Genomic DNA, 13381 nt, shown 5'->3' with positions numbered 1-13381 from the left:
CGGCTCAGGTAGTAGCGCCGCTCAGGCGGCGTCGCGCGGCAGGAAGCGTTCTTCGAACGCCCGCGCATCCATCGGCCGCCCCAGCAGGTAGCCCTGCACCACGTCGCACCCCGCCTCGCGCAGCCAGGCCAGCTGCGCCGCTTCCTCGACGCCCTCGGCCACCACGGTCAGCCCAAAGCCTCGGGCCAGCGCCAGCACGGCATGGATGATGGTCGCGCCCCGTTCCGGCAACAATTGCACGAAGCTGCGGTCCACCTTCAGCTGGTTGATGGGGAACGTCTGCAGGTAGGCCAGCGACGAGTAGCCGGTGCCGAAGTCGTCGATCGCCAGGCGCACGCCGATGGTCCGCGCGGCCTGCATGAAGGCCACGGCCGCCGCCACGTCCTCCATCAGCTGGCTCTCCGTCAACTCCAGTTCCAGGCGCTGCGGCGGCAGGCCGCTGGTGGCCAGCGCGCGCGTCACCTCGTCGATGAAGCCCGGCTCGCGCAATTGGCGGGCCGACATGTTGACCGCCACCGTGAGCGCCGGCGCGCCCGCGCGCGTCCACCCGGCCACGTCGGCGCAGGCCCGCTGCAGCACCCAGCTGCCCAGTTGTACGATCAGGCCGCTCTCTTCGGCGATCGGAATGAATTCGGCGGGCGACACGGCTCCGTGTTCGGGATGGCGCCAGCGCAGCAGCGCCTCCACCCCGACCAGGGTGCCGCCGGCGCAATCGAACTGCGGCTGGTAGTGCACGTCCAGCTGCCCCGCGGCGACGGCGCGCCGCAGCTCGCGCTCGAGGGCCGCGCGGCGTTGCGTCGCTGCTGTCATCGCTGGCACGAACTCGGCCAGCCGGTTGCGCCCGGCCTGCTTGGCGTGGTACAGCGCCGTGTCGGCGCTCGAGACCAGGTCGCTCAGCGTGGCCGCGTCGTCGGGGTACAGGCAGATGCCCACGCTGGCGGTGGCGAAGAATTCGCCTCCCGCCACGGTGATCGGCTGGCGCAGCGCCTGCGTGACCTTGTCGGCGATCGCCACCGCCGTGTCGCGGCCCGGCACCGGGGCCACGATGATCGCGAACTCGTCGCCGCCGATGCGCCCCACCATATCGGTCGTACGCACCGCGCCGGCAAGCGCGGCGGCCACCTTCTGCAGCAGCTCGTCGCCGGCGGCATGGCCGGCGGTGTCGTTGACGGTCTTGAAGTTGTCGAGGTCCACCAGCAGCAGGGCAACCTGCGTGCCCCCGGCGCGCGCCTCGTCCAGCGCGCGTTCCAGCCGCGCATAGGTGGCATGCCGGTTCGGCAGCCGCGTCACGTGATCGGTGTGCGCCATGTAGTCCAGCTCGCGCTCGGCGGCGGCCACCCGCGCGCGCGTGGCGCGCCCCAGGGTGGAGACGACCAGCATCGCGCCCACCGAGGCCAGCACCAGCAGGCCCACGTAGCGAAACATCGCGCCCCGCAACTGCTCGGTGCCCACGTGCAGCACGGTGTGCCCGACGACCTGGCCGCGATAGCGCACCACCTCGGACACCACGATGTCGCCGCCACGCCCGGCCCTGGCCGCCGCCAGTTGCGGTGGGAGCCGGCTTTCCGGATAGGAAAATTCGGCGAAGCGCTGCCCGCCGCGGTCGTAGATGCCCACGGCCTTCAAGCCCTGGGCGTAGCGGAACGCGCGCAGCGTTTCCTGCGCCACCTCGCGGTCGCCGAACATCAGGGGCGCCGTCACGCTGTCGGCGACGATCGCCACCTGCACCCGCGCGCCATCGGTCAGCGCCTGGCGCGTCTCGTGCAGCTGGTAGGCGACCAGTACGGCGCCGGCAATCACGAGCGCCGCCATCGCGGCCCACAACTGGCCGCTGCGCAGCGCCGCGGCAATCGGCATGTTCGCGCCGCGTCGGGAAGAAAGAAAGATCATCGCACGTTCCTCGCCAGGCGGAGCAGTCGCGAACTGAAGCGCAGCCCGGCGCGCGCCGCTTCGGCGGTATCGATATCGAAGCGCAGGTGCTGGTCTTCCTCGACCAGCGCCACGGCGCCCGCATAGCCGCTGCCCGGCTCGTCCACGATCGCCAGCGTGCCGCCGTCCGCGGCCGGGCGCCGGGCGCCGGCGCGCAGCACCGCCACGTCGCACGGCGTTCCGGCCGCGGGCTCGACGACCGCCACCTTGCGATCCCCCACCAGCTTGCCCTGCAGCTGGCGCACGCTTTGCCACAACGCGTGGCCGCTGTCGACGCAGATGATCAGCGGCCGCGTTGCGGCCGCCGCGGGCCACGTCGTGAACTGCGCGATGTTGTAGATGTAGGCGGCCTTCAGCATGGCATCGTCCGTCTGCGCACGCGCGGACGGCAGGAAGGCCAATGCCAGCGCGATCGCGGCGAATGTCTCAGAACGCATAACCCATCTTGACCAGGACCGAGCGGCCCTCGCGCGGGATCGCTTCCTGCACGAAGGCCGGGCCGGCGGGATCCCCGTACTGGCGGTCGGTCGCGTTGTACAGGCTGACCGACCAGTCGAACTTGCCGGTGCGGCGGGCCGGCAGCAAGGTGAGGTTCCAGTTACAGAAGCCGCCGGTGCTGGCATGCTCGGTCAGGCGGCGCGACGTGCACTGCCCTTCCGTGCCGAGGCGCAGCCGGTCGCCCGGCAGCGCGAAAGTGGCGTTCAGCTTCATCAGATGGCGCGGCGAATTGACGATCCATTCGCCGTGCTCGCCCTGCGCATGCTGGTAGGTGTAGCTGCCGCGCAACCGGGTGCCTCCGGCGAACAGGCGTTCGGCGGACAGCTCGACGCCGCTGGCCGTGGCCCGTTCGGTATTGTCGAACATGAGGAGGCCATCCGGCCGCAGCGTTTCCGTGATCAACCCGTCGATCCGGTAGTGGAAGGCCGACAGAGATACCTTGCTGTACGCGTCGGGCTGGCGCTCCCACACGAATTCGCTGGTGGCGATTTCCTCCGGCCGCAAGTCCGGGTTCGAGACGGCGTAGGCGCCGACATCGTAGTACAGCTCGTAGGCATTGGGCGAGCGGTAGGCGGTGCCGTAGATCAGCTTGAACGTATCCTTCGGGTTCGCATGCCAGATCAGCGCGGCGCGCGGGTTGACGCGGCTGCCGGTGGTGGTGTCGCGGTCGTAGCGAGCACCCGCGTTCAGGATCAGGTCCTGCGTGAGGTGAACTTCGTCCTCGGCGAACACGCCAGCGCGGCTGTCGGCGCGGCGGTCGTCCATCAACGGTTCGTAGGGATCCGTGTTGAAATTGTACTGGTCGCGGCGTGCATTGCGCTGCACTTCGACACCGAAGAGCATCTTGTGCCTGGCCAGGCCGGTGTACGTGGCCGTCGCGTTCACGCCATACCAGGAGGCCTTGGCGCCGTCGACATTGATGCGCGGGTTGCCTTCCTCGTCCGGATACCAGCCCACGCCCACGTAGGCGATGCGGCCCCAGTCAAGGCGTGCCGCCAGGGCCAGGTCGTCCGTCACCTGCCTGGTATAGCCGAAGCTGGCGAAGCTCTGCGCGTCCCTGGTCTGGTTCGGCAGGTTGTACACGGCGCCGAACGAGGCGGTGGGGATGCCCTTCACGCGCGTGACATGGCCGGCGCTGAAGGACAGGGGGCCGCGCGAGGCCTTCACGAAGGCGCTGCGCGAGCGATCGTGATCCAGGCCCACGGCCACGCCATGGTTCTGCTCCGGCGTGTCGAATTCGGCCGCGTACAGATTGCCGCCGTCGCGATGGAAGCCGCTGACCGAGAGCAGCACATCGGTACCGTCCTGCGCGTGGTAGCCATGGCTGGCGCGGCCGCGGCGCTCGCCCTGGCTGCCGCTGGCCAGCGACACCTGCGGCCCGGCCAGCGCGCTGCCCGACTTGGTGACGACATTGATCACGCCGAAGATCGTGTTCGAGCCATACACGGCCGCGCCGGGGCCGGGCACGTATTCGATGCGCTCGACCAGGTCCATGTCCAGCAGGCCCTCGGTGCCGATGCCGGCCTGGTCGTACACGCTGTCGTTGACGCGCGCGCCGTCGATGAGCAGCAGGAAGCGGCCATTGTAGTCGCCAGGCCGCTGGAAACCGCGCGCGCCGATGTACGCGTAATTGCGGTCATTGGAGATATAGACGCCCGGCAGGCTGGCCAATGCCTCGGCCAGCGTGCGCCAGCCGTGCTCGCGCACATCCTGCGAGGTCAGCACGGAAACGGCCGAAGGGGCATCGCTCACCCGCTGCTCGAAGCGCGAGGCGGAGGTGACGACGGTGACACCCATCAGGCTTTCCAGCGGCATGCCGGCCAGGTCGCCTTCCGGCTCGTCCGGCGCGGCGGCATGGGCGAACGCGGCCTGCAAGGCCAGGACGAGGACGAGATTGCGGCGGAAGAATCGACGGGACATGGTATTGGGTCACGGCATTGACATCCTGCCGACGGATTATTTACTTAAGGCAATATGTTACCGCTGTCGGAAAAGGAATGTGTCGTAAAATGTTTTATATGTAACGTTTTGTGCGCAAATGCAACATCCAGGCCGTATATCGCACCAATGCTTGCGACAACGGCAATCCCTGATCATTCTGTTGACTGCTTCGCGGCCGCACCGCGCGGCGCCGCCGGCGCGGGTCATAATGCGCGGTCCCCGTTCCCCCCGCCCGCCCATGAAGCATCCGATCCTGCCGCCTTGCCGTGCCGCCTTCCGCCGCTCCTGCGCCGCCCTTCTGCTCTGCCTTGCCGGGCTGGTGCCGGCCCATGCGGGCCCCGGCGCGCAAGTGCGCGACCTTTCCGGCACCTGGCGCTTCGCGCTCGACCGCAACGACGAAGGCGTGGCCGCGCGCTGGTACGGGACGGCCCTGCCGGATCGGATCGCGCTGCCCGGCATCCTGAACGCGCAGGGTTTCGGCGACGAGATCTCCACGCGCACGCCTTGGGTACTGTCGCTGTACGACAAGGACTGGCACCAGCGCGAGGACTACAAGGCTTATACCCAGCCCGGCAAGGTGAAGGTGCCGTTCCTGTCGCAACCGCCGCGCCACTACCTGGGCGCCGCCTGGTACCAGCGCGAGATCGAGGTGCCGGGCGACTGGCGCGGCAAGCGGGTGGTACTGCACCTGGAACGGCCACGCTGGAATTCCACGGTGTGGCTCGGCGAGCGCGAAATCGGTGGCAACCGCAGCCTGGTGGCCGAACATGCCTACGACCTGGGCTCCCTCGCGCCGGGCCGCCACCGCCTCACGGTGCGGGTGGACAGCCGCATGCTGATGCCTTACCGGCCGGATTCGCACAGCGTCTCCGATTCGCTGGGCATGAGCTGGAACGGCATCGTGGGCAAGGTGGAACTGCGCGCCACCTCGCCGGTCTACATCGACGATGCCCAGGTGTTCCCGGACGTGGCGGCGCGCACCGCCCGCGTGCGCGTCAGGATCGGCAATGCCGGCGGCAAGGCGGGCGCGGGCACCGTGCATGCAAACGGACAGCGCATTGCCGTGACCTGGACGGCTGCCGGCGGCAGCGCCGAATTCACGGTGCGCTACCCGAAGGACGTTCCGCTGTGGGATGAATGGAATCCCGCGCTGCAGACCCTGGAGCTGGCGCTTTCCGGCCCTGGGGCACGGGACGCGCGGAACGTGAAGTTCGGCTTCGTGCAGATCCGCGCCGACGGCAAGCGGATGCTCGTGAACCGCCGCCCGACATTCCTGCGCGGCACCCACCACGGCGGCGACTTTCCGCTGACCGGCCATCCGCCGACGGATGTAGCGTACTGGAAGAAGATCTTCACGATCAACAAGGCCTGGGGCATCAACCACGTGCGCTTCCACTCGTTCAATCCGCCGGAAGCGGCGTTCCAGGCCGCCGACGAGGTGGGCATCTACCTGCAGCCGGAACCGGGCATGTGGAATGCCGTATCGCCCGGCACGCCGATGGAAGCGATGCTGTACGAGGAAACCGAAAGGATGATCCGCGCCTATGGCAACCACCCATCGTTCCTGCTGCTTTCGCCGAGCAATGAACCGAAGGGCAACTGGAAGGAGGCGTTCGACAGGTGGATCGCCCACTACCGCCGGGCCGACCCGCGGCGCCTGTACACGAACGGCACCGGCCACACGGAGCCGAACGTGCCCGATGTCGACAAGGGCACCGATTACCTGGCGATCCAGCGTATCGGGCCGAAGCCGCTGCGCAACAAGACCGGCTGGTTCGGGCGCGACTACGCCGCGTCGCTGGAGGGTATTGCCGTGCCGGTGCTGTCACACGAGAACGGCCAGTGGGTGGCCTACCCCGATTATGCGGTGATCGGCAAGTTCACGGGCTACCTGCGGCCCGGGAACTACGAGATCTTTCGCGATTCCGCGGCCGCGCGCGGCGTGCTGGACAAGAGCCGCGACTTCGCGCTGGCTTCGGGGCGCTGGCAGCTGGCCTGCTACAAGGAAGAGATCGAGGCGATCCTGCGCACGCCCGGCATGAGCGGCTACCAGTTGCTCGACCTGCACGATTACCTGGGCCAGGGCACGGCGCTCGTGGGCCTGCTCGACACGTTCTGGGAATCGAAGGGCTATGCCACGCCGGAACGGTTCCGCCGCTTCAATGGCGAGACGGTGCCGCTGGCGCGCGTGACACGCCTGGTGCTGACGACGGCCGACATGCTCGACGTGCCGGTGGAAATCGCCCACTACGGCCGAGAGGCGCTGCGCGGCGCGCGGCCGTGGTGGAAGATCGTCGACGGTGCCGGCAACAGCGTGGCCGGCGGCAGCTTCGCGCCCACCGACCTGCCGGTGGGCCGCAACGCGCAGCTGGGGCGCATCGCCCTGCCGTTGGCCGGCCTGCGCGCGCCGGCGCGGTACCGGCTCGTGGTGGGGCTCGCCGATACGGCGATCGAGAACGACTGGAACTTCTGGGTCTATCCGCAGGCGGTCGACGCGAAGGCGCCGGCGGACGTGCTGGTGACCCGCGCCTGGCCCGAAGCGGAACGGCGTCTGGCGGCCGGCGGCAAGGTGCTGTACCTGCCGCGCACGGCGGACCTGGACTGGACTTCGCCGCCGCTGGCGGACGTGCCGGTGTTCTGGAACCGGTTGATGAACCCCGGCTGGAGCCGCATGCTGGGCCTGTGGATCGCCAGGGACCACCCCGCCCTGGCGGGCTTTCCGACCGACGAGCACTACGACTGGCAATGGGCCGAGGTGGCCGCGCCGGCGCGCGGCATGAACCTGGCGCGGTTGCCTCGCGGCCTGCAACCGATCGTGCAGCCGATCGACGACTGGAACCGCAATTACAAGCTGGGCCTGCTGTTCGAGGCCCGCGTGGGCCAGGGCCGCCTCGTCGTTTCGACGGCGGACCTGGACAGCCGGCTCGACGAGCGCGTGGTGGCGCGCCAGCTGCGCAAGTCCGTGCTCGACTACATGGCCGGCCCGGCCTTCGCGCCCGTCACCGAGGTGGCGCCCGAGGCGCTGCGCGCTTCGCTGTTCGATACCCGGGTGATGAAGAAACTGGGCGCCACCGCCAGCGGCTGGCCCGATGCGGAGAAGGCGATCGACGGCGATCCGAACACGTATGCGCTGGAGTCCGGCAAGAACGACGGCCCGCGGCCGCAACCGGCACTGACCATCGCCTTCCCCGCCGCCGTGCCGTTCGACGGCCTGGTGCTGATGCCGCGCCAGAACCATCGCGACCATGAGGGCGACGTGCGCGAATGGCTCGTGCAGGTGAGCGACGACGGCAAGGCATGGCGCGACGCGAAGCGCGCCACGCTGGGGTCGACATTCGAGCCGCAGACGATCCGCTTCGACGCCGGCGTGACGGCCCGCTGGCTGAAGCTGACGGCCCTCGCCGGCTTCGGCGCCGACCGCGCCAGCGCGCTGGCCGACGTGGCCGTGTCGTACACCGGGCCGGCGCTGCCGGACGAGGAGAGCGAATTGCGGTACCAGCGGTCGCGATCGACGTCGGCCGACGTGGACGAGGCGGGGATGGACGATCGGCGGCCAAACGCGCCCGCAAAGCCCAGCCCGCGCCAGTAGCGATCGGTGTCGGACATTTTTTTCCGGACGCTTCACCCGGAAAAAAATGTGCGACACCGGTTTTCGCCCGAGGTCGCGACTATCGGCGAGGAAAACCGGTGTCGTACACTATTTCCCCTCGGGGGAAATAGTGTACGACACCAAGCGAGGCCGCGCCGCGGGCCTACTTCGGCAACGCCGCCTCGCCATCGACACGCAGCTTCGCTTCACCCGCTTGCACGAACTTGGGCTGCCCGCCGCCAGCGTACACGGTGTAATCACCCGCCCGCACCAGGCGCCTGCCCTGCTCGTCCACCTGCGACAATGCGCGCGCGTCGATGTCCAGCGTCACGGTCCGGCTGCCGCCCGCCCTCACATGCACGCGCTGGAAGGCGGCCAGCACGGGGTTCGCGCGGTCGCCCGGCCTGGCCAGGTACAGCTGCACGACCTCGTCGCTGTCGCGCTTGCCGGTATTGCGCACGGTGACCGTGGCTTTCACGCCCTGCCCCGCTTCCACTTGCGCGGCCGACAGCACGGGGGCGCCGTAGCGGAAGGTCGTGTAGCCCAGGCCGTGCCCGAACGGGTGCAGCACCGGGCCCGTGAAATAGCGGTAGGTGCGGTTCTTCATCGAATAGTCGGCGAACGGCGGCAGGTCCTGCTCGGAGCGGTAAATCGTGTACGGCAGGCGGCCGGCCGGGCTCACGGCGCCCGACAGCACGCGCGCGATCGCCGCGCCGCCGCCCTCGCCTGGATACCAGGCGTGCACGATGGCGTCGGCATTCGCTTCCACCCATGGGTCGGAGATCGGGCCGCCCGTCAGGTAGACCACGACCAGCGGCTTGCCGGTAGCCTTCACGGCCTCCAGCATGCGGCGCTGGGCGTCCGGCAGCGCCAGCGTGAGGCGGTCGCCGCCGCGAAAGCCGGGGAAATCGACCTTCATTTCCTCGCCTTCCAGGTCTGGCGACAGGCCGACCAGGGCCACCGCCACGTCGCTGGCCTTCGCGGCCGCCACCGCGCCATCGACCAGTGCATCGGCGGGCGCCACCCACTCGAACGCGCTGTGACGGTCGTTTTCGGTGCGCGCATAATCGATGCGCACGCGGCGCGGCCGCGTGTCGTCGAACGTGAACGCGATCCTGTTCATGCGTTGCTGGCAGTTGCCGGCCACGCATTGGGCCGTATTGCCCGCGCCGATGCCGGCCAGCTCGGGCGAGACCACCAGCTCGTCGTCGATCCACACCTTGATGTTGGGCAGCGGCCGGTCGCGCGGCACGATCATGCGAAAGCCCAGCTCGTACTTCCCCGGCTTCGGCGGCACCAGCACGCCCGTCCAGCGGACCGAGAAGCGGCGCGGCTCGAAGCCGGCGGGCGCGCTGTGCTCGAAATTGAAATTGATGACGGGATCGATGCGCGTGAGCTTCGGCGTGCCGGCAAATTCCAGGTTGTCGAAGTACTCGCCCTTCAAGCCGGGCTGTCCGCCGTCCGCCGCCGCCCTCAGGCAGCTTTCCGGAATCGGCATGCGCATGCCGTCGATCAGCGGCGCACCCGCCGCATAGGCAACCCGGGCGGCGCCGAAGGCCTTGCGCAATGCCTCCACCGGCAGCACAGGCTGGACGATGGTGCCGTTGTAGTTGCCTTCCAGGCTTTGCAGCAGGGCCGCGTTCGGGCCGATCAGGGCGATGCGCGCATTTGCGGCCAGCGGCAGCGTGTTGCCCGCGTTCTTGAGGAGCACGATGGCTTCCTCGGCCGCCTGTTGGGCCAGCGCGCGGTGCCGCGGCGAATTGATGGCGCTGTACGGCACCTCGTCGTACACGCTGCCGTCCAGCAGGCCCATGCGGATGCGCGCCGCCATCAGGCGCTCCAGCGAGGTGTCGATCTCGGCCTCCGAGATGCGGCCTTGTGCCACCGCTTTCGGCAGGCCCAGGTAACTCTGGCCGCACACCAGGTCGGTGCCCGCCTTCACGGCCGTCGCCGCGGCATGGGGGATGTCCGGCGACGTCTTGTGGCCGGTGACGAGGTCGCGCACGGAATCGCAGTCGGACACGATGAAGCCCGCGAAGCCCCAGTCGCGGCGCACCAGGCCATTCTGCAGAGGATGGGCGCACATCGGAATGCCGTCGACGGCGTTGTAGGCGCACATCAGCGAATACGCCTTCGCGTCGACGATCGCGTTGCGGAACGCCGGCAGATAGGTGTCTTCCAGGTCGAACGGCGACACGTCGACGTTGAAACTGTGGCGTTCGGGTTCCGGGCCGGAATGCACGACGAAGTGCTTGGGCGTGGCGACGCCCTTGTACAGCGTCGTGTCGGTGCCCTGGATGCCGCGGATGAAGGCCATGCCCAGCCGGCCCGTCAGGTGCGGGTCCTCGCCGTAGGTTTCCTGGCCGCGGCCCCAGCGCGGGTCGCGGTAGATATTGATGTTCGGGGTCCAGTAATTGACGCCGAAGTAGCGCGCAGTGCCGGTGGGGTCGCGCCGCAGCGCGGCATTGAAGTTGGCGCGGCCTTCCAGCGCGATCGCATCGGCCAGCCGCTCCATGAGCGCCGTATTCCAGGTGGCCGCCAGGCCGATCGCTTGCGGGAAGACGGTGGCGCGGCCGGCGCGCGCCACGCCGTGCAGCACCTCGTTCCACCAGTCGTAGCGCTGCAAGCCGAGGCGCTCGATCGCCGGCGCGCCATTTTGCATCTGGGCCGCCTTTTCTTTCAGCGACATGCGCGATACCAGATCCTTCGCGCGTGCTTCGGGCGAGAGCGAGGTGTCGCGGTAGGCGGGCACCGCGTCGGCCGTGGCGAGGCCGGGCGCGCAGGCCAGCGCAAGCGCCAGCGGCAGCGCGGCCATCATGGGATGCCGGTTGGTGTGCGCGGTGGTCGATAACGGGCGGCGGCGGTGGGATGCGAAAAGCATGGGTCTCCTGTGCGGTATATGGGCTTGTCCGGCAATTTTGCTGGCCCGCAGCCGCCGCCGCAATGCCGAAAACGCGCAATCCCCTTGCGATTTTGCTGGCGCCGCCGTCACACGGCCGGCACCTCGTCCAGGCTGAAATACACGGGAAGGCCCAGTTCGCGCGCTGCGCGCACGTCGCCGTCCGCCCCCCGCGAGGCGCCCGGAATACGGTAGATCGCGTCGCACTGCGCGATCGTCCGGCGCGCCACCTCGTACAGGAACTCGGCCGGCACGTATTCGGCCACGCGCCCGTGGCCCGCGTGCCCGGCCAGCGGCAGCGCCAGCCATTCGCCGATCAGGGGCACGTGCCCCTTCGCGTACACCTGCCAGGCCGCTTCCTCGAGCGTGTGCAGGTTGCGCGCGATGCGCTGCAAGTCGCCCTCGGTACCGCTGCGGTAGGGGCCGGCGATCAGGATGGTCATCGGTTTCATTTGTACCTCCATGGTATTGACGGAAGCGCAATGGTACTCCGATTTGCACGATTGTGCACGAAATTGCACGACACTGCCGGCATGCACGAAACGGATAGTGCGTATGAGAACTGACAATTGGCCGTGCCAAGGATGCGCGGCCATAATCGATCCGTCTCCTCCGAGTGTTCGGATCACATCGGAACTTCAGCCCGCTCCCGCAGCGGGCTTTCTTTTGCGCGCCGTTCGCCGAAGCCAGGCTTTCCCTCCATCACGGAACTTCCAGATTCGACGCCTTCATCCGGCACCGCTCAGCTGACGAGTCCCTCTTGCAGGCGAACGTCCTCGATGCGGGCGCGCGCGCCGTGATCGTCGTGCCCGCGCACGCTGGCCAGCTTTTCCGCGCCGACCACGTTCACCGCGTAGCCGTTGCGGCCGGCGGCCTTCACGCCGTACAGCGCATGGTCGGCCGACTGCATGATGCTCTCGGGGCTGGTCGGCACGCCCGCGATGGCGATGCCGATGCTGGCCGTCACGCGCAGCGTCGCCTCGCCGGCCTGGAACGGCTGCATCATCGCGGCGAGGATCTTGTCGCCCAGGTGGTTCGCCTCGCCCGTGCCGCGCACCTGTTCGAACACGACCACGAATTCGTCGCCGGCCAGCCGTGCCACGGTATCCGTGCAGCGCACGGCTGCCTGCAGCCGGCGCACGAACTCGGCGAGCACGGCATCGCCCACCGCGTGGCCGTGCGTGTCGTTGATCTGCTTGAAGCAGTCTATGTCCAGGAAGGCAACCGCCACCGAGTCGCCCGAGCGCCGTGCCCGCGCCAGCGCCGCGGGCAGGAACTGGTCGAACATGCGGCGGTTGTGGGCGCCGGTGAGCGCGTCGGTCGTGGCGAGGCGGTGCAGGTCGTCCGCCGCCTGCTTGCGGGTGTGCGACAGCCGGTACAGCGCGCGGCTCAGCACCCCGAATTCATCCGCATGGTCGACGTTGAAGGCGCTGATGTCGGTCACGCCCGCGTCGATCGATTCGACCACGTTCTGCAACTCGTCCAGCGGTTCCATCAGCACCTTCACCAGGCTCCAGCCGATCACGCCGGCCAGCGCGGTGAACAGCGCGGCCGCCACGAGCGCATTGGCCCACACCGAGGACATCGGCGCGAACGCCTCGCGCAACGGATAGGAAACGGCCACGGTCCAGTCCACGTGGCGCAGCCGCTTCCATGCCACCAGCGTGGGCTCCTTGCCGTCGGCGAGGTCGGTGCGCCAGCCTTCCTCGCTCGCCAGCGGTGCCGACAGGGCCGGCATCGTGGCGGCCGAGGGGCGCGTGAGGATCAGTTCCTTGCGCGGGTGGTGGACGATGGTGCCATCGCCGGCGACGATGAATATATAGCCCTGTTCGCGGGTGCGCAACGCGTCGATCTGCGCGGCGAAGGCGGGCCGAAGCAAATCCAGGCCGCCGGCAAGGATGCGTGGACATCGCCGCGCGCATCGATGAGCGGCTGCGTCACCGACACCACGGGCCGGCCCGACAGCGCGCTGCGGAACGGTGCCGTGATCACGCCGTCGCGCCTGCGCAGCGTGGCCTGGAAATACGGCCGTGCCGCGACGTTGAGCGGTCGCGCATCGCGCTGCTTCAGCGTGGCGATGCGATCACCGCGCGCGTCGAACGCCACCACGTCGGAGAACTCGTCACGCAGCAGCGGGTGAGAGTCCAGCAGCGCCTGCATGTCGCCGGCGCCGAGGCGGCGCGCCTGCGCTTCTTCCGCGATGCTGCGCAGCACGTCCTGCTTGGCGCGCACATCGTTGTCCAGGAAGGCGGCGGCGCCGGAAAGCGCCGAGATTTCCTGGCGTGCGATCATGCGCTCGACCTGCGATTGCGCGATGAGCAGCGAGATGCCGCACACGGCGACGGCGGCAATCAGTACCATGACCGCCACCAGGGCGGAAACCTTGAACTTGAAGCTCTTGAATGTGAGGGCAGCCGGGAACACGACGACTCCTGGCACATCGGCGGCACGTCGATACGGCGTCAATGCGCGTCAAAGGTGGTCCGGCGGGGGATTGGGCCAGGAAGGCGGAATGCACGTGGCAT

The 13381-nt window shown here is 68.8% G+C and carries 8 protein-coding genes; 1 reads left to right on the top strand and 7 read right to left on the bottom strand.

The window, feature by feature from the left end; genetic code table 11:
• Nucleotides 1-21: 21 nt before the first annotated feature.
• From V6Z91_RS21550 to V6Z91_RS21540, 3 genes are read right to left on the bottom strand one after another with little or no spacing between them, the layout of a single operon-like run.
• Complete coding sequence (locus V6Z91_RS21550) at nucleotides 22-1890, bottom strand: EAL domain-containing protein (RefSeq protein ID WP_338760968.1); 1869 nt, start codon at nucleotides 1888-1890, stop codon at nucleotides 22-24.
• Entirely contained in the window at nucleotides 1887-2366 is a 480-nt protein-coding gene (locus tag V6Z91_RS21545) for a YfiR family protein (RefSeq protein WP_338760965.1), read from the bottom strand. Before V6Z91_RS21545 ends, V6Z91_RS21550 begins: the two co-directional genes overlap by 4 nt.
• On the bottom strand, nucleotides 2356-4347 hold the full coding sequence (locus V6Z91_RS21540; RefSeq protein WP_338760962.1) for a TonB-dependent receptor: 1992 nt from the start codon (nucleotides 4345-4347) through the stop codon (nucleotides 2356-2358). The genes V6Z91_RS21545 and V6Z91_RS21540 overlap by 11 nt, the downstream gene beginning before the upstream one ends.
• A 259-nt stretch (nucleotides 4348-4606) precedes the next feature.
• Here V6Z91_RS21540 and V6Z91_RS21535 point away from each other — a divergent pair, with 259 nt between their 5' ends.
• Nucleotides 4607-7957 (top strand): discoidin domain-containing protein, encoded by a 3351-nt coding sequence (locus V6Z91_RS21535; protein ID WP_338760959.1) that lies wholly within the window; start codon nucleotides 4607-4609, stop codon nucleotides 7955-7957.
• Nucleotides 7958-8120: 163 nt separating this feature from the next.
• On the opposite strand, the gene V6Z91_RS21530 is transcribed toward V6Z91_RS21535, so the two are convergent.
• The 4 genes from V6Z91_RS21530 to V6Z91_RS21515 all read right to left on the bottom strand — a co-directional run bounded on the left by V6Z91_RS21530 (nucleotide 8121) and on the right by V6Z91_RS21515 (nucleotide 13280).
• Nucleotides 8121-10838, bottom strand: coding sequence for a glycoside hydrolase family 3 C-terminal domain-containing protein (locus tag V6Z91_RS21530; protein ID WP_338760956.1), 2718 nt, complete (start codon nucleotides 10836-10838; stop codon nucleotides 8121-8123).
• A 107-nt stretch (nucleotides 10839-10945) separates the two neighbouring features.
• Nucleotides 10946-11308 carry a DUF4406 domain-containing protein gene (locus V6Z91_RS21525; protein ID WP_338760953.1) on the bottom strand — a complete coding sequence of 121 codons (363 nt, stop codon included), beginning with the start codon at nucleotides 11306-11308 and terminating at the stop codon, nucleotides 10946-10948.
• Nucleotides 11309-11598: 290 nt separating this feature from the next.
• Entirely contained in the window at nucleotides 11599-12735 is a 1137-nt protein-coding gene (locus tag V6Z91_RS21520; RefSeq protein WP_338760951.1) for a diguanylate cyclase, read from the bottom strand.
• Nucleotides 12621-13280 carry a hypothetical protein gene (locus tag V6Z91_RS21515; RefSeq protein ID WP_338760949.1) on the bottom strand — a complete coding sequence of 220 codons (660 nt, stop codon included), beginning with the start codon at nucleotides 13278-13280 and terminating at the stop codon, nucleotides 12621-12623. Before V6Z91_RS21515 ends, V6Z91_RS21520 begins: the two co-directional genes overlap by 115 nt.
• Between the last annotated feature and the right edge of the window lie 101 nt (nucleotides 13281-13381).

Origin of the sequence: Massilia sp. METH4 (genome assembly GCF_037094685.1) — a bacterium.
In the GTDB taxonomy this organism is placed as follows: domain Bacteria; phylum Pseudomonadota; class Gammaproteobacteria; order Burkholderiales; family Burkholderiaceae_D; genus Rugamonas.
Note: the sequence above shows the minus strand (reverse complement) of the source record. Positions and strands in the feature narration are given on the sequence as shown.